The sequence below is a fragment of the Bacillus sp. S71 genome (genome assembly GCF_016625265.1).
Lineage (GTDB): Bacteria > Bacillota > Bacilli > Bacillales > Bacillaceae_G > Bacillus_A > Bacillus_A cereus.
In genome coordinates, this window is sequence record NZ_JACVUW010000002.1 from 151,111 (window position 1) to 169,113 (window position 18,003).

The window sequence follows — 18,003 nt, forward strand, 5'->3', positions numbered from 1 at the left end:
TTCATGTGGGATAGAGAATATACATATGGTATATGGAGCTACTGAACATTATATAAGTGGAGGCTGAAGTATATGAAGGGGGTTATTTTAGCTGGAGGAAAAGGAAGACGCCTTAGACCATTAACATGTAATACTCCAAAGCCGATGTTACCATTATTAGAAAAACCAGTTTTAGAATACAATATTGAGTTATTACGCCAGCATGGTATTCGTGAAATTGCAATTACTGTTCAATATATGAGTACGACGATTAAGCGATATTTTGGTGATGGTAGTAAATGGGGAGTTAACTTGTATTATTTTGAAGACTCTCCTCCGCTTGGTACAGCAGGGAGTATTAAACAAGCAGAACAATTTTTAGATGAAACATTTGTTGTAATAAGCGGGGATGCATTAACTGACTTTCAATTATCAGAAGGAATTAGGTTTCATGAACAAAAGAAAAGAATGGTAACAATGTTTGTGAAAGAAGTAGAAAATCCACTCTCATTTGGATTGGTTGTAATGAATAAAGACCAGGAGGTTACACGATATATAGAAAAGCCGGGCTGGAATGAGGTAGTATCTAATGTTGTGAATACAGGCATATATATTATGGAGCCAGAAATCTTTTCTTACATACCGCCTAGACAATTTTTTGATTTCAGTCATGATGTGTTTCCGTTATTGGCAAACAAAAATGTGTTATTCGCATATTTGTCAGAAGGTTATTGGTTAGATATCGGCACATTTAATCAATATCGACAAGCACAATTTGATTTGTTAACGAAAAAGTTACAAGTACCTATTCCTTATACGGAAGTATTACCGATGGTATGGATGGGAGAAGGGGTGACGATTGGGAAAGGGACAAAAATTCATGGCCCCTCTTTCATTGGAGAAGGAGCAAAGATTGGTACAGGAGCTGTAATTGAGCCATATTCTATTATTGGAAAAAATAGTATCGTTTCAAATTATTCTCATCTTCAAAAAAGTATTGTTTTTGCAAATGCCCATATTGGAAAGTATTGTGAACTATTAGAAACGACAATAGGAGAGCGTACAATAGTTGAAGATGACGTTACACTGTTTCAAAAAAGCATTGTAGCGGATCACTGTCATATCGGGAGAAGTACGATAATTAAGCAAAAAGGAAAACTATGGCCTTATAAGGCGATTGATAGTCATTCGATAGTAGGAGCGGCTGGTATTCAAGAGAGTGAAATGAGTGCAGGGTGGTTACAAAAAAGCCGCATTGTAGGAAGAGGGAATGTTGAAATTACTCCCCAGTTTATCGTGAAGATTGCGATGGCGTATGGCTCTCTTTTTACAAAAGGAGAAAGTATATTAATTGGAAGTCAAGAAAATATAGAAACAACCTCTTATAAAAATTTATTTTTACATGCTATTCATGGTATAGGGATTCATACGATGGAATGCAAAGAAATGAACGAGTCACTTTTTCAATATAGTGTTCATCATTTGCAATGTGCAGGTGGGGTTTTCATTCAAGTGGAGAATGAGAATGAGATTGTTATAAAGTTGTATGGTCAAGCTGGCATGCCGTTAACGTATAAGCAGCAAAAAGAGATAGAACAAGTATATATGTCCGAATTGTTTTATTACGTGCATGAGAAAGAGATGGGGAGAAATAAGCTGGTTCATGTTTCTATGAATGAGTATATAGAAGTTATATTGGGGCATATTGATATCGAGAAAATACAGATGCAGAAGTTTCATCTTCTTATTAATAAGAGAAATGATACGTTGCAACATTTACTTATGCTCTTTCTACAAAGACTTGGTTGTACAGTTACATGGATTTATGCAAGCGAACAAAAAGATCATGTGAAAGCTTTGATGAAATCAAGTAAAGCAAATATGGCTCTTATGTTTTCTGAGCAAGGAAATCATTTCGAGTTATACGATAAACATAGTAATATTTACCAAGGTACAGATTTGGAAGAGGTAGATATTCCAGATTTCTTACTCGAATCTACAGGAAATATTTACCCAATGTCTTTGAAATTAGGAGAATGTTATCTTCTGTTTTATACGCAGGATGAAAGGAAGTCGTTTCAAGTAAGGTGGAAGCGAGATATTTTATATCGAATTGGAAAATTATTTGAGCTAATAGCATTGCAAGGAAAAACGTTTCTCAGCATAGTAGAGCAATCACCTCCGCTCTATTTACTTTATGATGAAGTGGTATGTTCATGGAATGAAAAAGGGAAAATTATGAGGAAATTATTGGATGATATTGAAAGGAAGGGAGAAGGTATATTTGAAGGAGTACAGTTCAAATATACTGAAAAAGAGTGGTCTTATATCGTTTCTGACACAAAACAACCAAAATTTTTAGTGTATTCACATGCTAGAAACCCAGTAATAGCAAGGGAAAACATGAAAAATCTTATAGAAAAAATTAGACAATATCAAAAGGTGTAGAATTTTTATTTTAAAAGTGGTATTATAGTATAGTCTGATTTAAGTTATTAGTACTGGAGGGAAATAAGAATGCGTGTGAATATTACTCTAGCATGTACAGAATGCGGAGATCGTAACTATATCTCAAAGAAAAATAAACGTAACAACGCTGAGCGTATCGAGCTTAAAAAGTATTGCAAGCGTGACAAGAAGTCTACGTTACACCGTGAAACAAAGTAAGCAGTAGGAATATTTTCCTACTGTTTCTTTTTTTATTCGATTCCTATGTTAAAAGTGATACACTATCATCATAGAGTAAAGTGTCACTGTAAGGAGGAGAATGTGTGAAAGAAGAGAAAGTGCGTTTGCGTAAACAAATAATAGAACACATGAATTCTTTATCAGAAGAACAATATACAACTTTATCAGAACAGATTGCATTTTCGTTGTATGCGCAAAAAGAGTGGGTTGAAGCTAAAACAATTGGAATTACTCTCTCAATGGAAAATGAAGTGAATACATATCCTATTATCGAAAAAGCTTGGGAAGAAGGAAAGAAAGTTGTAGTTCCTAAGTGTAATAAAGGAACAAGAACGATGTCCTTCCGGAAAATTAGTGATTTTGATCAATTAGAAACGGTGTATATGAACTTACGTGAACCGATTCCGGGACTTACGGAAGAAGTGAGTGCGGATGACATTGATCTTCAAATTGTGCCAGGCGTAGCTTATACAGAGCGAGGAGAACGGATTGGATACGGCGGGGGCTATTATGATCGTTATCTCGTGCATTATAAAGGGAAAACGCTATCATTAGCATATGATTTTCAAATGGTAAAACACATTCCGATAGAGCCATTTGATAAAAATATAGAAAAAATTATTACAGAAAAAGGAACAATGCTTATAAATGAGCTTGTATAGACAAATAAAAATTGACGAGACTTTTTCTTCTTGATTATAATAAAATATGTGAACGTTTTCTTATTATAATTTTTATAGTAAGTGAGCATAGAGGGTGATGAAATGGTATCTATTTATGATATTCAGCAATTGCTAAAGAAATTTGGTACGATTATTTATACGGGAGATCGAATTGCAGATTTACAATTAATGCAAGATGAATTGCGTGAATTAAATCAATCACAGCTAATCGATCCACAAGACTATCAAACAGCTTTATTTTTATTGAAGCAAGAAATTCAAAAAGAGCTAAATAAGAATTAGATAAAGGTAGGTAAGCAACATGGAAGAGAAATGGTTAGTTGGTGTTGACCTTGGTGGTACAACGATTAAATTAGCATTTATTAATGTATACGGCGAAATTTTACATAAGTGGGAAATCCCTACAAATACAGGTGAGCAAGGAAAACATATTACACTTGATGTTGCGAAAGCAATTGATAAAAAGCTAGAAGAATTAGGCGAATTGAAGAGCAAGTTAATTGGTATTGGTATGGGAGCTCCTGGCCCTGTACATGTGGCATCTGGAATGATTTATGAAGCGGTTAATTTAGGGTGGAAAAACTATCCGCTAAAAGATTTATTAGAAGTAGAAACAGGATTACCTGTTGTTATTGATAATGATGCAAACTTAGCAGCGCTTGGTGAAATGTGGAAAGGTGCTGGTGAAGGTGCAAAAGATTTAATCTGCATGACACTTGGTACGGGCGTTGGTGGTGGTGTAATCGCCAATGGTGAGATTGTACACGGCGTGAGTGGTGCTGCTGGTGAGATTGGACATATTACAGTAGTTACAGAAAATGCTTTCCCATGTAATTGCGGGAAGTCTGGTTGCTTAGAAACAGTAGCATCTGCGACAGGTATTGTACGTGTTGCTATGCAAAAAATACAAGAGACTAATAAAGAAAGCATGTTGCGTTCTATGTTAGCTGAAGAAGGACGTATTACATCAAAAGATGTCTTTGAAGCACTTGGACAAGGTGATGAATTAGCAGGCGAAGTAGTAGAAAAGGTAGCTTCTTATTTAGGGTTAGCTGTAGCGAACCTATCTAGTACGTTGAACCCAGAGAAAATTGTTATTGGTGGAGGCGTGTCTAAAGCTGGAGATGCGCTATTAGAACCAATTCAACGCTATTTCGAGCAATACGCTTTCTCACGTGCTGTAAAGAGCACGAAGTTAGCTATTGCAACACTTGGTAATGATGCAGGTGTTATCGGAGGAGCTTGGCTTGTAAAAAAGCACAAATACGAAGCGAAGATGATATAAGTTTTGAAATATGAAAAGAGGAAGGGGGAACCCTTCCTCTTTTTGTGTGAAATCTCGATGAAGAATAAAGTGTAAACGAATTAAGCTGCTGGTGGATACCCGTTATATAGAACAGTCATGATCGTAAACCATCCGAAAACGAGTACAGTTGCAATTGCAAAGCCGCTCGCGAAAAAGTTTTTTTCACGAAGTGTTCTAAGCGTAGCAAATACAGCTAACAGAGTGACAAGTGTAAAAATAATAACAAGGCCCATGCAATATCCTCCTCTGTCTACCCATTTCTTATTATGAGTTTTTGGAATATTTACTCTTTTATATTGTACATGTTTTAAAAATGATTGTCGAGATAGCATCCTTTCTTTTCCTAAGAGAAAGAAATGTTGTATCATTAAAAGTAAGTTTAATAACTGGAGGAGATTTTCATATGAAATGGATACAAATGCCGTTAGGCCCATTACAAACAAATGCTTATATTTTAATGAACGATCAAAAAGAGTGCATTATCTTTGACCCTGGGCACGAAGGTGAAAAGCTCGTTACATATTTACAAGAAGAACAATTAAAACCATTGGCTGTTTTATTAACGCATGCTCACTTTGATCATATCGGTGCTGTTGATACGGTAAGAGACGCTTTTCATATTCCTGTATACGTACATAAAGAAGAAGCAGATTGGTTAGGAGATGCAACTGTAAACGGCTCTCAAATTTTTATGATGAACCGCAGTATTACAGCAAAACCAGCGGATCATATTATTGATGCAGAAGGTACATTAACAATTGGATCATTTAATTTTGAAATTTTTGAGACGCCAGGACATTCTCCAGGAAGTATTTCTTATTATAGTAAAGAGGCAAATGCTGTATTCTCAGGAGATGTATTGTTCCAAATGAGCATTGGAAGAACAGATTTGCCTGGTGGAAGTTTTGCTGAATTAATTGGAAGTATTGAAGAGAAATTATTTGTATTACCAGATGAGACAGCGGTGTTATGTGGACATGGTCCAGAAACAAGCATTGGTTTTGAAAAAGAAAATAATCCGTTTTTACAATAAGGAGTCATTATGGGAATGGAGCTCATTTTAAGAGAATGGATGGGGAAAGAAAAGGATTATTCAATTTCATATAGTACGTATATGAACCTTGTATTGTATACAGAAGGTCATGGATATTATATGAAAGAACGTGAAAAGATTGGAAGACAAGGGGATTTTTTTACAAGTAGCAATGTATCCTCTGTTTTTGCAAAAACTTTTGCTAAACTTTTTATTCGTCTTGTTGAAAATGGTGAAGTTGCTTCGAATATTTGTGAGGTTGGTGGGGGAACTGGAAAGTTTGCCTATGATGTTTTACAAGAATGGAAGCAATTATCTCCAAAAACCTTTATTGATTTAAACTATTCAATGATTGAAGTGAGCCCTTTTCATAGGAAATTACAGCAGGAGCACCTTAGCTCATTTTCTAATGTATCGTACTATACCTCTTATAGTGAAATGGGAGATTCTTTCGAGGGAATTCTTTTTTCGAATGAGTTGTTTGATGCATTTCCTGTTGAAATAATTGAGAAAAGAAATGGTATGTTGTATGAAGTGCGTATTACATATACAGAGGAAGGAAGCCTTTCAGAAATATGTAGGCCGTTAGATAAAAGAATTGGTCGATATTTATTGAAATATAATATTCATATTGCTGAAGGGCAACGTTTTGAAGTACCACTTGTGATGGAGGAGTATATAAAAGAAATTGCGAAATGGTTTCAAAAAGGTATATGTATTACAGTTGATTACGGATACACAAAAGAAGAATGGATGCATCCAGCACACCGTGAAGGAAGTTTGCGAGGTTATTATCAGCATAAGCTAATACGTAACCCACTAGCGCATCCAGGTGAAATGGATCTTACTACTCATATTCATTGGGACGAGCTAAAGGAGATGTTTAGTATGCAAGGAATGAGTGCAGTATGGCATAAGAAACAATCTGAGTTCTTGTTAGCTGCAGGGATATTAGAACAGCTTACGAGCCATCAAGATATGAATCCTTTTTCTGAAACGCAAAAACAAAATCGAGCAGTTCGTTCTATGATTTTGAATGGAGGAGTAGGGAGTGCGTTTGATGTTGTTATACATACAAAAGATATGCAACATTTACATTTGGATCGGTATGTAACAATATAAAAAACAAGACACAGTATATACTGTGTCTTGTTTTTTAATACGACTTATGTAGTATTATATATTTCCTCTCATGATATATATTTATATTAAAGATATGAGATAAAAAATATAGAATACGTTCTTTTTCTTCGATTATTAGTCCCTAACCTAATAATACGCGAACGAGTTGAATTATTGTTTCGTTCTCTACTTTGTAATAAATTTCCAATCCTTTTCTTTCACTAGAAACGATTTTAGCGCTTTTTAATTTTGCTAAATGCTGTGAAATTGTAGATTGTGGCATGTTTAAGCCAGTGTACATTGTAGAAACGTTGCTTGGACCGCGCTCAATTAATCCTTTTACGATACATAAACGAACAGGATGAGCCAGCACTTTTAATAATTCTGCATTACTTTCATATAGTTCTAATTCTTTTTGAAAGGTTTCTAACATGTTCTTTTCCACCTCCGTGTGAGCTATTATACCATACTATACATACCAAAAATTTAAAGAAAAGAAAATAGTTGTTGCAGAAAAAAAGTCCTAAAGTAAAGAAATTGTAAGAAAAGAGACCATGATGTAAATAAAATAGGTAAATTAGCACGTTTTTGTAAAATGACATTTTTGGGTGAAAATTTCGATGCGTTTTAAAAATTGAAAGATATAGATATATTTGTAACACAATTTTATCATGATTTTCTTATTCTTTCAAATGAATATACGAAATTTTTAAAATAATATGACAAAGGAATTATAATGATATATATAGAATATAAAACAGGTTAAAAGAAAAGAAGCTGAATGTAATTCGCTTCTTTATGGTGATAATGAAATATTTGATTACGGCTGATAAATCTTAGGATAATCAAGTCATTAGTCATTTATTCTAAAATTCATCTTTTAGCAACGTTAAAAATCTGTGATTCCATATGTTCTCGTAAAAATCAATTGTCTCTTTTGCGGACATAAAAGGATTATTCAACGTAGAGGTTGTTTTCTGTATCATAAAGTTTTCGTATCCCAGTCCGTGGGCAAACTTAATCGTAGCATCCATACAGTACTCTGTTTGGGCACCGCAAAATTCAATGCGATTTACAGATAATTGATCTAAAATTTCTTTTAAGTTTGTTTTATAAAATGAATTTGCATGTGTTTTTCTTACAAAAAAATCTTGTTCTTGAACATCAAGATCGGTATGAATAGCCCAAAGTTCTTTCTCGGGTACTAAATCATCATCACAATGTTGAACAAAAAGGATTGGTTTATTTAATTTTCTGTATGAAGAAATTCTTTTATTTACTTTTGTTAGTAAGTTCTGTAAATCAAATAAATGCTCTCCGCCATAACATACGCCATTTTGTAAATCGATAACGATTAAAATATCTGCACAAGTATCCATTATTTTTACCCCTTTTTTATTTTTTAATATATCAATTAATAAATTTTTTAGAAATAGATGATATACTTTTATTTTTTATGGACTATAAGAAAAATTTCAAATGACTATAACTAAATCGCATAAAAAGAAGATATGAAAACCTATTCTCATATCTTCTTTTTTCTCTATGCATTTACAGGTTCTTCTACATAAGAAAGGGCATTTTCAAAATCGGATATTAAATCGTTAACATTTTCAAGACCGACTGATAACCGAAGTAATGAATTAGAGATTCCTCTTTCATCACGAGCTTCTTGCGACAGTGCTGCATGTGACATTTTTGCTGGATAAGAAAGAATTGACTCTACAGCTCCTAAACTAACTGCAAAAACAGGTAATTTTACTTTTGATAAAAATTGGCGGAGTGCATCTTCTGACTGCAAAGTAAATGATAAGACTGCTCCAGCTGATGTTGCTTGAGATTGTTGAATATCAAATCCGAGATGTGTTTGTAATCCCGGATAATAGACATTTTGTACTTTAGCGTGCTCTTGTAAATAATGTGCAATTTTATTGGCATTTTTAGCTGAATGCTCGAGGCGTACATGTAATGTTTTTAGACCGCGAAGTACGAGAGAACAATCTTGAGGTCCTAAAATAGCACCGAATGCATTTTGTAAAAATCCAAGCTTTTGAGCGAGTTCTGCATCTTTTACTACTGCTAATCCGGCAGTAACATCACTATGCCCAGCAATAAATTTTGTGGCACTATGAAGAACAACATCAGCTCCAAGTTCAAGTGGTTTTTGGAATAGTGGTGTCAAAAATGTATTATCAACAAAAGTAAGAGCCCCAATAGATTTTGCAAGTTTAGAAACCTCGCGAATATCTGTCACCTTTAAAAGTGGATTAGAAGGTGTTTCTACATAAAAGAGCTTTGTATTTGGTTTAATGCTTTGTTTTATTTCTTCTAAATTGGTCATATCAACAAATGTATGTGAAACACCGTAACGGGAGAGTACCTCAGTTATCACTCGGTAAGTGCCTCCGTATACATCTTCTGAAATGAGTACGTGATCACCTTGTGAAAGAAGGAGGAATGCAGTGGAAATTGCTGCAATGCCTGATGCAAAGGCGAATCCCTTTGTTCCACCTTCTAATAAAGCAATGATATCTTCAAGAGCTTCACGAGTTGGATTTCCTGACCTGCTATAGTCATATTTTCCGAACGTATCTACATCAAACTGGTGAAAAGTTGATGTGTTATAGATAGGAACGTTCACAGCTCCTGTTTGCGAGTCATGTTTATATTGGTTGTGTAGTAAGAGTGTATCTATAGAATAACTCATATTCTTACACCTTCTTTTACAAGTTTAATGGCTTGCTTTAAGTCTTGAATTAAATCGTTACTATTTTCAATGCCAACGGAGAATCGAAGAAGACGATTACATACACCGTTTGCTGTTCTAATTTCTTCAGGAATATCAGCATGTGTTTGCGTTGCTGGATAAGTCATTAAACTTTCTACACCACCAAGACTTTCGGCAAATGTAATTAAGGATAAAGATTGTAAGAATGGATTAATCCAAGCTTCATCTTTAAGGCGAAATGAAATCATGCCGCCTCTTCCAGGATAAAATACATCTGTCACCCCGTCTTCATCATTTAAATATGCAACAACTGCTTTCGCATTTTCTTCATGCTGTCTCATGCGAAGCGCTAACGTTTTCATACCGCGAATTAATAACCATGAGTCAAATGGGCTTAAAACTGCACCTGATGCATTATGATAATGAGCGATTTCTTCACAAAGTTCCTTTCCTTTTGCAACGACAAGTCCGCTTAGTACATCGTTATGTCCCCCTAAATATTTCGTTGCGCTGTGAAGTACAATGTCAGCACCTTCTGTTAATGGTTGCTGTATATAAGGTGTGTAGAATGTGTTGTCTACAATAAGAAGTAGTCCGTGCCTTTTCGCTACAGTTGCGACAGCAGCAATATCAGTAACTTGCATTAATGGATTAGTTGGAGTTTCTATGAAAATAGCCTTCGTTTCAGTTGTGATAGCTTGCTCAATTTGTTTAATAGACTGTGTATTTACGTATCTACATCGAACATTCCACTTTTTTTCATGTTCAGAAAATAATCGATACGTTCCACCGTATAAATCTTCAGATACAATAAGTTCGTCTCCAGAGCGGAATAGAGAAAGGACGAGGAGAACAGCCGCCATCCCTGAACTACAGGCATAACCTTGTTCGCCATATTCTAAGTCTGCGATTGCCTGTTCTAAAAGACCTCGAGTTGGATTGCCAGTTCGTGAATAGTCAAAGCCAGTAGATTTACCAATTCCTTCATGACGATAAGCGGTTGAGAAATAAACTGGTGGATTAACCGTTCCAGTTGTAGTTTCACTGCGATTGCCGATTTGTGCTAGTTTTGTTTCGATTGTTGACATGTGAAAATTCCTCCTTTTTAAATTGAAACATTAAGTGAATATAAAATAAAAAAAGCCTTCTAAGAAGAAGGCTTTCGGTTTGAATAGAGTCTTCTTCTCATCTGTCAAATCTTTCACAATTTGCTGGAATTAGCACCTTATTAACAAAATGTTAATGGTTGCTGAGGCGTCACAGGGCCAGTCCCTCTACCTCTCTAGATAAGAATGTTCGTATGAAATTTTTATTATGTTTTTAACTTTACAACAAAAGATAATTGAATTGCAACTTTATTTTGAAAAATTTTTATTTTTCCGCAAGTGTCATTGACTTTTACTTTTGTGCATGCTAAATTTATTAAAAAATTAACAAACATTGTTAAAAGGGGAACGCATTTCCTTTTAGCTACATAAATAAAATAATAAAGACAACTCTTATTGAGAGCGGTGGAGGGAAAGGCCCTGTGAAACCCGGCAACCTTCAAACGAAATGTTTGAAACGGTGCTAATACCTGCAAAACGAATGTTTTGCATAATAAGAGGAGGAACGATTATGTCCCCCTCTTCAAAGTGAAGAGGGGGTTTTTATATTGATAGAAATGAGGGAGATTCGTGAAATTACTAGATTTATTATCAAAAGGAATTGTAATAGGTGATGGTGCGGTTGGAACGTTATTGCATTCACATGGCTTGCAAAGTAGCTTTGAAGAATTGAATGTATCTGATCCAGACTTAATTATATCGATCCATAAACAATATGTAGCTGCTGGAGCAGATGTAATTCAAACGAATACGTATGGAGCAAATGAGGCGAAATTACGTATGTACGGCTTAGAAAATCAAGTTACAGAAATTAATAGAGCGGCAGTAAAACTGGCGAAAGCATCTGTTACAGATAAAAATGCAATTTTAGGAACAATTGGTGGTATGAAACATATCGGAGCCGTTACAACGACTGATATGGAAAGGGAGTTTATGCTACTTGAACAGGCAGGGGCTTTACTAGAAGAACAGGTTGATGGATTACTATTAGAAACTTTTTACGATGAATTTGAATTACTTCATGCTGTTAAAGTATTGCGTAAGCAAACGAACATTCCAATTGTTGCTCAATTAGCGTTACATGAAGCAGGTACGACTCAAAATGGAAATGATGTCAATGAAATATTAAAGCAACTTATAGATTACGGTGCAAATGTTGTTGGATTAAATTGTCAACTAGGGCCGCTTCATATGACGGAGGCTTTCAAAATGATATCGATTCCGCAAAATGGCTATTTATCAGCATACCCAAATGCAGGTCTCCCGAATTATGTGGAGGGACGTTACGTATATGAGGGAAGCCCAGCTTATTTTGAGGCGATGACGCCGAGATTTATTGAGCAAGGTATTCGGTTATTAGGTGGTTGTTGTGGTACGACTCCAGAACATATTCAAAGTATGAAGCACGCTGTTGCGAATGTTACACCTGTAATAGAAAAAGACACCATTCAAAGGCCGAAAGTTGTTCATACGCATGAGAAACGTTCGAAGGCTCACGTCACTCTAGCAGAGAAAGCGAAAAAACAAACGACAGTTGTAGTGGAATTAGATCCACCGAAAACGTTAGATACACAGCGGTTTTTTGAAGGAGCAAGAGCTTTAAAAAGAGCGGGAGCAGATGCTATTACTCTAGCAGATAATTCATTAGCATCGCCTCGTATTTCTAATATGGCAATGGGTGCGTTATTAACGAAGCATGATATCCCGGTATTGACACATTTAACGTGTAGGGATCATAACGTCATTGGACTACAATCTCATTTGTTAGGTTTATCGGCGTTAGGGATGGAAGAAGTGTTAGCTTTAACTGGTGATCCAGCGCGCGTTGGTGATTTTCCTGGTGCAACTTCTGTATACGATTTGTCCTCTATTGAGCTCATTAAAATGATTAAAGAAATGAACGATGGACGTTCAATTTTAGGGAAATCAATTGGACCGGCGACAAGGTTTTCTGTAGGCGGCGCATTTAATCCTCACGTGAGGCACTTAAAAGCAGCGGTTAAGCGAATGGAACGAAAAATAGATGCTGGAGCGGAATATTTTTTAACTCAGCCAATTTACGATATCGCGTTAATTGAAGAAGTGTATGAAGCGACAAAGCATTTGGAACAACCTATTTTTATTGGAATTATGCCGTTAGTAAGTAAGCGGAATGCAGATTTTCTTCATTTTGAGGTACCGGGTATTACTCTTCCAGAAGAAATAAGAGAGAGAATGGATGGACACGAAACGAAAGAGGCGGCAATTGAGGAAGGGATTCGCATTTCGCAAGAATTGATCGACGCAGCGATGAAATATTTTAATGGTATTTATCTTATTACACCATTTTTAAAATATGAAATTACAGAACATCTTGTTAAATATGTAAGAGAAAAGCAAGAAGTGAAAGAAGGTATTAATTGATGAAGTGTATAGAAGAAAAATTACAAAATAGCATTTTAATATTAGATGGTGCAATGGGAACAATGATTCAGCAAGAGGATTTAACTGCTGAAGATTTCGGAGGAGAAGAGTACGAGGGCTGTAATGAATATTTAGTAGAAACAAGACCAGACGTTATTTTAAAGATTCATAAAGCTTATATTGAAGCTGGAGCGGATATTATTGAAACAAATACATTTGGGGCAACGAATATTGTACTAAGTGATTATGAGCTGTCTCATTTAGATGAAGAACTAAATGAAAAGGCAGCACTTTTGGCGAAGCAAGCTGTTAAAGAAAGCGGTAAGGAAGTATATGTTGCGGGAGCGATGGGACCAACAACGAAAGCAATTAGTGTTACTGGTGGTGTGACTTTTGAAGAATTGATTGAGGCTTATACAAGGCAGGCACGAGGATTATTAAAAGGAGAAGTTGATGTATTACTCGTTGAGACGAGTCAAGATATGCGTAACGTGAAAGCAGCTTATATTGGAATTCAAGCTGCTTTTGAAGAACTGAAAAAAACGGTTCCTATTATGATTTCAGGAACGATTGAGCCAATGGGAACGACTCTGGCTGGGCAAACAATTGAAGCTTTTTATTTATCAGTAGAACATATGAAACCATTATCTGTTGGGTTAAATTGTGCGACTGGTCCGGAGTTTATGAGGGACCATATTCGTTCACTATCTGATTTATCGGAGTATTACATTTCTTGTTATCCAAATGCAGGTCTTCCTGATGAAGATGGACATTACCATGAGTCTCCATCTTCTCTCGCTGAAAAGGTGAAGCGATTTGCTGAAGAAGGATGGGTTAATATTATCGGTGGTTGTTGTGGCACGACACCAGAACATATAAAAGCAATGAAAGAAGCACTAGCATCTCTTAAGCCTCGTGACCATCATGAGAGAGAAGGACATGGAATTAGTGGATTAGAGGCACTGCAATATGATGAGTCTATGAGACCGTTATTTGTAGGTGAAAGAACGAATGTTATTGGATCACGTAAATTTAAACGATTAGTAGCAGAAGGGAAATTTGAAGAGGCTGCTGAAGTGGCAAGAGCGCAAGTGAAGAAAAATGCTCATATTATTGATATTTGTATGGCAGATCCTGATCGTGATGAAATAGAAGATATGGAGAAATTTTTGACAGAAGTTACGAAAGTGTTAAAAGTACCGATTATGATTGATTCAACGGATGAAAATGTTATGGCAAGAGCACTTACTTATATTCAAGGAAAAGCTGTTATCAACTCTATTAATTTAGAAGATGGAGAAGAGCGTTTTGAAAAGGTAACACCGCTTCTTCGTAAGTATGGTGCTGCAATTGTAGTTGGTACAATCGATGAAGATGGTATGGCAGTAAGTGCTGAAAGAAAATTAGAAATTGCAAAAAGAAGTTACGAATTATTAACGACGAAATATGGGATACGCCCGTCAGATATTATTTTTGATGCACTTGTGTTTCCAGTAGGGACAGGTGATGAAGAATATATTGGTTCAGCGGCAGCGACTATAGAGGGCATTCGCCTTATTAAAGAAGCGTTACCAGAGTGTTTAACGATTTTAGGTGTAAGTAACATATCATTTGGTTTACCACCGGCTGGACGTGAAGTATTGAATTCCGTCTTTTTATATCATGCTACGAAGGCTGGATTAGATTACGCGATTGTTAATACGGAAAAATTAGAACGCTATGCGTCGATTCCAGAGGAAGAAAAACACCTTGCAGATGCATTACTGTTTGAAACGACGAAAGAGACGTTAGAAGAATTTACAAACTTTTACCGAGTCGCTAAAAAGAAAGATGTCGTTGTGCAAGAAACGTTAACGCTAGATGAACGACTAGCAAATTATATTGTAGAAGGTACGAAACAAGGATTACACGAGGATTTAAGTCTTGCACTTGAAGAAGGAAGAAAACCTCTTGATATTATTAACGGTCCGCTTATGACAGGGATGGATGAGGTAGGACGACTATTTAATAATAATGAACTTATTGTTGCTGAAGTATTGCAAAGTGCCGAAAGTATGAAAGCTGCTGTAAGTTATTTAGAGCCACATATGGAATCTAGCGATAGTGCAAAAAAAGGGAAAGTATTATTAGCAACTGTAAAAGGTGATGTGCATGATATTGGGAAAAATCTCGTTGAAATTATTTTAGCGAATAACGGATATGAGATTATTAATTTAGGAATTAATGTACGTTCGGATCGAATTGTTCAAGAAGTACAAGAAAAGAAGCCGGACATTATAGGCCTTTCAGGTTTATTAGTAAAATCAGCGCAACAAATGGTAACGACTGCTGAAGATTTAAAAGCAGCAAATATTGATGTGCCCATTGTTGTAGGTGGTGCAGCGTTAACGAGAAAGTTTACAGATAATCGGATTTCACCATCATATAAAGGGCTCGTTTGTTATGCGAGTGATGCGATGACGGGGCTCGATATTATTAATAAGCTTCAAAAAGAAGAAGAGCGTGAGAAGATGAAACAGGATAAAAAAGAACGTCATCTTCATATCGTAAAAAAAGAGGAGAAGAAAGTAGAAATTCCAGCAGTAATTGAGCCATTACCGAAGGCTGAGGTTATGGTGCCTGATTCAACAAAACGAATTGTATTACGTGATATTCCGGCTCTTCATCTCGCTCCATTTTTAAATAGACAAATGCTACTTGGGCATCACCTTGGATTAAAAGGAAATGTGAAGAAGCTTTTGAAAGAGGGAGATAAGAGAGCACATGAATTAAATGATTTAATAGATGAATTATTGCAGGAAGGACAATCTTGGTTAAAGCCGAAAGCAGTGTATCAATTTTTCCCAGCGCAAAGCGACGGACAAAACATTGTAATATATGATCCAGAAGATCATACGCGTGTTATAGAGCGTTTCACATTCCCTAGACAAGGAAAGGCTCCCTATCGTACTTTAGGCGATTATTTGCGCCCAATTGGAGATGAGATGGACTATGTTGCTTTCTTATCTGTTACGGTTGGGGAAGGAGTTCGGGACATTGCTGAAGAGTGGAAGGCGAAAGGTGATTACTTACGTAGTCATGCCATTCAATCGTTAGCGCTTGAATTAGCAGAAGGACTTGCTGAAAAAACACATATGCTCATTCGTGACCGCTGGGGCATTCCAGACTCACCTGAACTGACGATGGAAGAACGTTTCCGTACGAAATATAGAGGAATACGCGTGTCATTTGGTTATCCGGCGTGTCCAGAACTTGCAGATCAAGAAAAGCTATTTCGCTTAATTCATCCAGAGGAAATAGGTATTTCATTAACAGAAGGATTCATGATGGAGCCAGAAGCGTCCGTAACGGCTATGGTATTTTCTCACCCTGAGGCAAGATATTTTAGTGTATTATAGTCTAGAAGGGGGAGACGTATGAAGAAAATAGTCTTTACAGGTGGCGGTTCGGCAGGACATGTAACACCTAATTTAGCCATTATCCCATATTTACAGGAAGACAACTGGGATATCTCTTACATTGGTTCTCATCAAGGTATTGAGAAAACGATTATAGAAAAGGAAGGCATTCCCTACTATAGTATTTCGAGTGGAAAGCTACGTCGTTATTTTGATTTAAAAAATATAAAAGATCCTTTTCTTGTAATGAAGGGGGTTATGGATGCGTATGTAAGGATTCGAAAACTAAAACCAGATGTGATTTTTTCAAAAGGCGGTTTCGTATCCGTACCAGTCGTAATTGGAGGATGGCTAAATAGAGTACCAGTTTTATTACATGAATCTGATATGACGCCAGGACTAGCAAATAAAATTGCGCTTCGTTTTGCTTCGAAAATATTTGTTACATTTGAAGAAGCGGCGAAACATTTACCGAAAGAAAAAGTAATATATACGGGATCTCCTGTACGTGAAGAAGTGCTGAAGGGAAATCGTGAAACAGGTTTAGCATTTTTAGGTTTTTCACGTAAAAAGCCAGTTATTACGATTATGGGAGGTAGCTTGGGCGCGAAAAAAATTAATGATACGGCTCGAGAAGCATTACCAGAACTTCTTAAAAAGTATCAAATTGTTCACCTTTGCGGAAAAGGTAACCTTGATGAAAGTTTACAAAATAAAGAAGGATATAGACAATTTGAATATGTACATGGAGAACTGCCAGATATATTAGCGGTAACAGATTTTGTTATTTCACGCGCGGGCTCCAACGCAATTTTTGAATTTTTAACATTACAAAAGCCGATGGTTTTAATTCCATTATCGAAATTTGCAAGCCGTGGAGATCAAATATTAAATGCAGAGTCCTTTGAAAGGCAAGGGTATGCCTCCGTATTATATGAAGAAGATGTAACTGTAAAATCTCTTATAAAGTATGTCGAAGAATTGAATCAAAATAATGAGAAGTATAAAACAGCACTAAAAAAATATAATGGAAAAGAAGCAATTAAAACAATCATTCAAAATATTTCAGAGGCATGATGAAACAATCATGCCTCTTTTAGTAGGGTGAAAGATTCCAAGAATTGATATTTTTATGTTACAATAAAGTGAAACTTTAATCAGTTGGGGGCATCCTCCATCTAACTTCTTTGCTTTCACTGGAATTTGAGGAGGGGGTTTTACTGCCCTCAAATAGCGGGATAACAAATGGGTTAATAGGGAAATTCCAATTAATGAAGCGTGAAAATACGAATGGATTAGGAGTGACTGTGTTGGAGCTAAGTCTCTATGAAAATACTGCACTTATTATATGCTTTGTGTTGTACGTTGGTAGTGTTATTGTTTATATTTCAAGGAAATTTTCGCAAGAAAGAGAGCTTGAAAAATCAGAGATAACAGCTGAACTAGAAATGTTAGCTGATGAAAGTTATAAAAAACAAAAAATAAAAGAAGACCATGAAGCATCCCATCATTTAAACGCAAATAAGTTTTAAAGATGGGGATTTTTTTTGAAGTTGT

The 18,003-nt window shown here is 35.9% G+C and carries 16 protein-coding genes and 2 riboswitches; of the genes, 11 read left to right on the forward strand and 5 right to left on the reverse strand.

Translation table 11 applies throughout. The features are described from left to right. The first annotated feature begins 72 nt into the window (after window positions 1–72). The 5 genes from IBT51_RS04180 (at window position 73) to glcK (ending at window position 4,635) form a co-directional block, all read left to right on the forward strand. Window positions 73–2,427, forward strand: coding sequence for a sugar phosphate nucleotidyltransferase (locus IBT51_RS04180; RefSeq protein WP_048563824.1), 2,355 nt, complete (start codon window positions 73–75; stop codon window positions 2,425–2,427). A 69-nt stretch (window positions 2,428–2,496) separates the two neighbouring features. Further along, on the forward strand, window positions 2,497–2,646 hold the full coding sequence (gene rpmG / locus IBT51_RS04185) for a 50S ribosomal protein L33 (protein ID WP_001265616.1): 150 nt from the start codon (window positions 2,497–2,499) through the stop codon (window positions 2,644–2,646). Between the two features lie 104 nt (window positions 2,647–2,750). Next, entirely contained in the window at window positions 2,751–3,329 is a 579-nt protein-coding gene (locus IBT51_RS04190) for a 5-formyltetrahydrofolate cyclo-ligase (protein WP_069356203.1), read from the forward strand. A 102-nt stretch (window positions 3,330–3,431) separates the two neighbouring features. Next, window positions 3,432–3,632 carry a YqgQ family protein gene (locus tag IBT51_RS04195; RefSeq protein ID WP_000253699.1) on the forward strand — a complete coding sequence of 67 codons (201 nt, stop codon included), beginning with the start codon at window positions 3,432–3,434 and terminating at the stop codon, window positions 3,630–3,632. A gap of 19 nt (window positions 3,633–3,651) precedes the next feature. Next, on the forward strand, window positions 3,652–4,635 hold the full coding sequence (gene glcK, locus IBT51_RS04200; RefSeq protein WP_000391701.1) for a glucokinase: 984 nt from the start codon (window positions 3,652–3,654) through the stop codon (window positions 4,633–4,635). An 80-nt stretch (window positions 4,636–4,715) separates the two neighbouring features. Here the strand turns inward: glcK and IBT51_RS04205 are convergent, their stop codons facing one another. Continuing rightward, the gene (locus IBT51_RS04205; protein ID WP_000524852.1) at window positions 4,716–4,889 is read right to left on the reverse strand and encodes a DUF2759 domain-containing protein; all 174 of its coding nucleotides are present in this window, start codon (window positions 4,887–4,889) and stop codon (window positions 4,716–4,718) included. Window positions 4,890–5,059: 170 nt separating this feature from the next. Between IBT51_RS04205 and IBT51_RS04210 the strand changes: the two genes are divergently transcribed. Together IBT51_RS04210 and IBT51_RS04215 are read left to right on the forward strand one after the other, a co-directional pair. Continuing rightward, window positions 5,060–5,689 carry an MBL fold metallo-hydrolase gene (locus tag IBT51_RS04210; protein ID WP_200458073.1) on the forward strand — a complete coding sequence of 210 codons (630 nt, stop codon included), beginning with the start codon at window positions 5,060–5,062 and terminating at the stop codon, window positions 5,687–5,689. A gap of 9 nt (window positions 5,690–5,698) precedes the next feature. After that, window positions 5,699–6,811 (forward strand): class I SAM-dependent methyltransferase, encoded by a 1,113-nt coding sequence (locus tag IBT51_RS04215; protein ID WP_200458072.1) that lies wholly within the window; start codon window positions 5,699–5,701, stop codon window positions 6,809–6,811. Between the two features lie 142 nt (window positions 6,812–6,953). Here IBT51_RS04215 and IBT51_RS04220 read toward each other — a convergent pair whose 3' ends face one another. The 4 genes from IBT51_RS04220 to metI all read right to left on the reverse strand — a co-directional run bounded on the left by IBT51_RS04220 (window position 6,954) and on the right by metI (window position 10,627). Continuing rightward, complete coding sequence (locus IBT51_RS04220; RefSeq protein ID WP_000894377.1) at window positions 6,954–7,244, reverse strand: ArsR/SmtB family transcription factor; 291 nt, start codon at window positions 7,242–7,244, stop codon at window positions 6,954–6,956. A gap of 433 nt (window positions 7,245–7,677) precedes the next feature. Beyond that, window positions 7,678–8,190, reverse strand: a complete 513-nt coding sequence (locus IBT51_RS04225) for a cysteine hydrolase family protein (protein WP_069356200.1) — start codon at window positions 8,188–8,190, stop codon at window positions 7,678–7,680. Window positions 8,191–8,354: 164 nt separating this feature from the next. Next, entirely contained in the window at window positions 8,355–9,518 is a 1,164-nt protein-coding gene (gene metC / locus IBT51_RS04230; RefSeq protein ID WP_023523020.1) for a cystathionine beta-lyase, read from the reverse strand. Beyond that, window positions 9,515–10,627, reverse strand: a complete 1,113-nt coding sequence (gene metI / locus IBT51_RS04235) for a cystathionine gamma-synthase/O-acetylhomoserine thiolyase (protein WP_000103889.1) — start codon at window positions 10,625–10,627, stop codon at window positions 9,515–9,517. The genes metC and metI overlap by 4 nt, the downstream gene beginning before the upstream one ends. A gap of 94 nt (window positions 10,628–10,721) precedes the next feature. After that, window positions 10,722–10,832: riboswitch (SAM riboswitch) on the reverse strand. A gap of 203 nt (window positions 10,833–11,035) precedes the next feature. Beyond that, window positions 11,036–11,145, forward strand: a riboswitch (SAM riboswitch). A 70-nt stretch (window positions 11,146–11,215) separates the two neighbouring features. Between metI and IBT51_RS04240 the strand changes: the two genes are divergently transcribed. From IBT51_RS04240 to IBT51_RS04255, 4 genes are all read left to right on the forward strand, one after another. Further along, window positions 11,216–13,048, forward strand: coding sequence for a bifunctional homocysteine S-methyltransferase/methylenetetrahydrofolate reductase (locus tag IBT51_RS04240; protein ID WP_000770353.1), 1,833 nt, complete (start codon window positions 11,216–11,218; stop codon window positions 13,046–13,048). After that, a complete protein-coding gene (gene metH, locus IBT51_RS04245) occupies window positions 13,048–16,446 on the forward strand; it encodes a methionine synthase (RefSeq protein ID WP_200458071.1) in 3,399 nt (1,132 codons plus the stop codon). Before IBT51_RS04240 ends, metH begins: the two co-directional genes overlap by 1 nt. Window positions 16,447–16,464: 18 nt before the next feature. Further along, window positions 16,465–17,523 carry an undecaprenyldiphospho-muramoylpentapeptide beta-N-acetylglucosaminyltransferase gene (gene murG, locus IBT51_RS04250; RefSeq protein ID WP_000724780.1) on the forward strand — a complete coding sequence of 353 codons (1,059 nt, stop codon included), beginning with the start codon at window positions 16,465–16,467 and terminating at the stop codon, window positions 17,521–17,523. A 194-nt stretch (window positions 17,524–17,717) separates the two neighbouring features. Beyond that, the gene (locus IBT51_RS04255; protein ID WP_000817964.1) at window positions 17,718–17,978 is read left to right on the forward strand and encodes a DUF3966 domain-containing protein; all 261 of its coding nucleotides are present in this window, start codon (window positions 17,718–17,720) and stop codon (window positions 17,976–17,978) included. The last annotated feature ends 25 nt before the right edge of the window (window positions 17,979–18,003 follow it).

What these genes read in the sequence shown, in the direction of transcription:
- metI (WP_000103889.1), bottom strand. Translation starts at nt 10,627, where the DNA reads ATGTCAACAATCGAAACAAAACTAGCACAAATCGGCAATCGCAGTGAA.
- metH (WP_200458071.1), top strand. Translation starts at nt 13,048, where the DNA reads ATGAAGTGTATAGAAGAAAAATTACAAAATAGCATTTTAATATTAGAT.
- metC (WP_023523020.1), bottom strand. Translation starts at nt 9,518, where the DNA reads ATGAGTTATTCTATAGATACACTCTTACTACACAACCAATATAAACAT.
- IBT51_RS04255 (WP_000817964.1), top strand. Translation starts at nt 17,718, where the DNA reads ATGAAGCGTGAAAATACGAATGGATTAGGAGTGACTGTGTTGGAGCTA.
- IBT51_RS04220 (WP_000894377.1), bottom strand. Translation starts at nt 7,244, where the DNA reads ATGTTAGAAACCTTTCAAAAAGAATTAGAACTATATGAAAGTAATGCA.
- IBT51_RS04180 (WP_048563824.1), top strand. Translation starts at nt 73, where the DNA reads ATGAAGGGGGTTATTTTAGCTGGAGGAAAAGGAAGACGCCTTAGACCA.
- IBT51_RS04210 (WP_200458073.1), top strand. Translation starts at nt 5,060, where the DNA reads ATGAAATGGATACAAATGCCGTTAGGCCCATTACAAACAAATGCTTAT.
- IBT51_RS04215 (WP_200458072.1), top strand. Translation starts at nt 5,699, where the DNA reads ATGGGAATGGAGCTCATTTTAAGAGAATGGATGGGGAAAGAAAAGGAT.
- IBT51_RS04195 (WP_000253699.1), top strand. Translation starts at nt 3,432, where the DNA reads ATGGTATCTATTTATGATATTCAGCAATTGCTAAAGAAATTTGGTACG.
- IBT51_RS04225 (WP_069356200.1), bottom strand. Translation starts at nt 8,190, where the DNA reads ATGGATACTTGTGCAGATATTTTAATCGTTATCGATTTACAAAATGGC.
- rpmG (WP_001265616.1), top strand. Translation starts at nt 2,497, where the DNA reads ATGCGTGTGAATATTACTCTAGCATGTACAGAATGCGGAGATCGTAAC.
- glcK (WP_000391701.1), top strand. Translation starts at nt 3,652, where the DNA reads ATGGAAGAGAAATGGTTAGTTGGTGTTGACCTTGGTGGTACAACGATT.
- murG (WP_000724780.1), top strand. Translation starts at nt 16,465, where the DNA reads ATGAAGAAAATAGTCTTTACAGGTGGCGGTTCGGCAGGACATGTAACA.
- IBT51_RS04205 (WP_000524852.1), bottom strand. Translation starts at nt 4,889, where the DNA reads ATGGGCCTTGTTATTATTTTTACACTTGTCACTCTGTTAGCTGTATTT.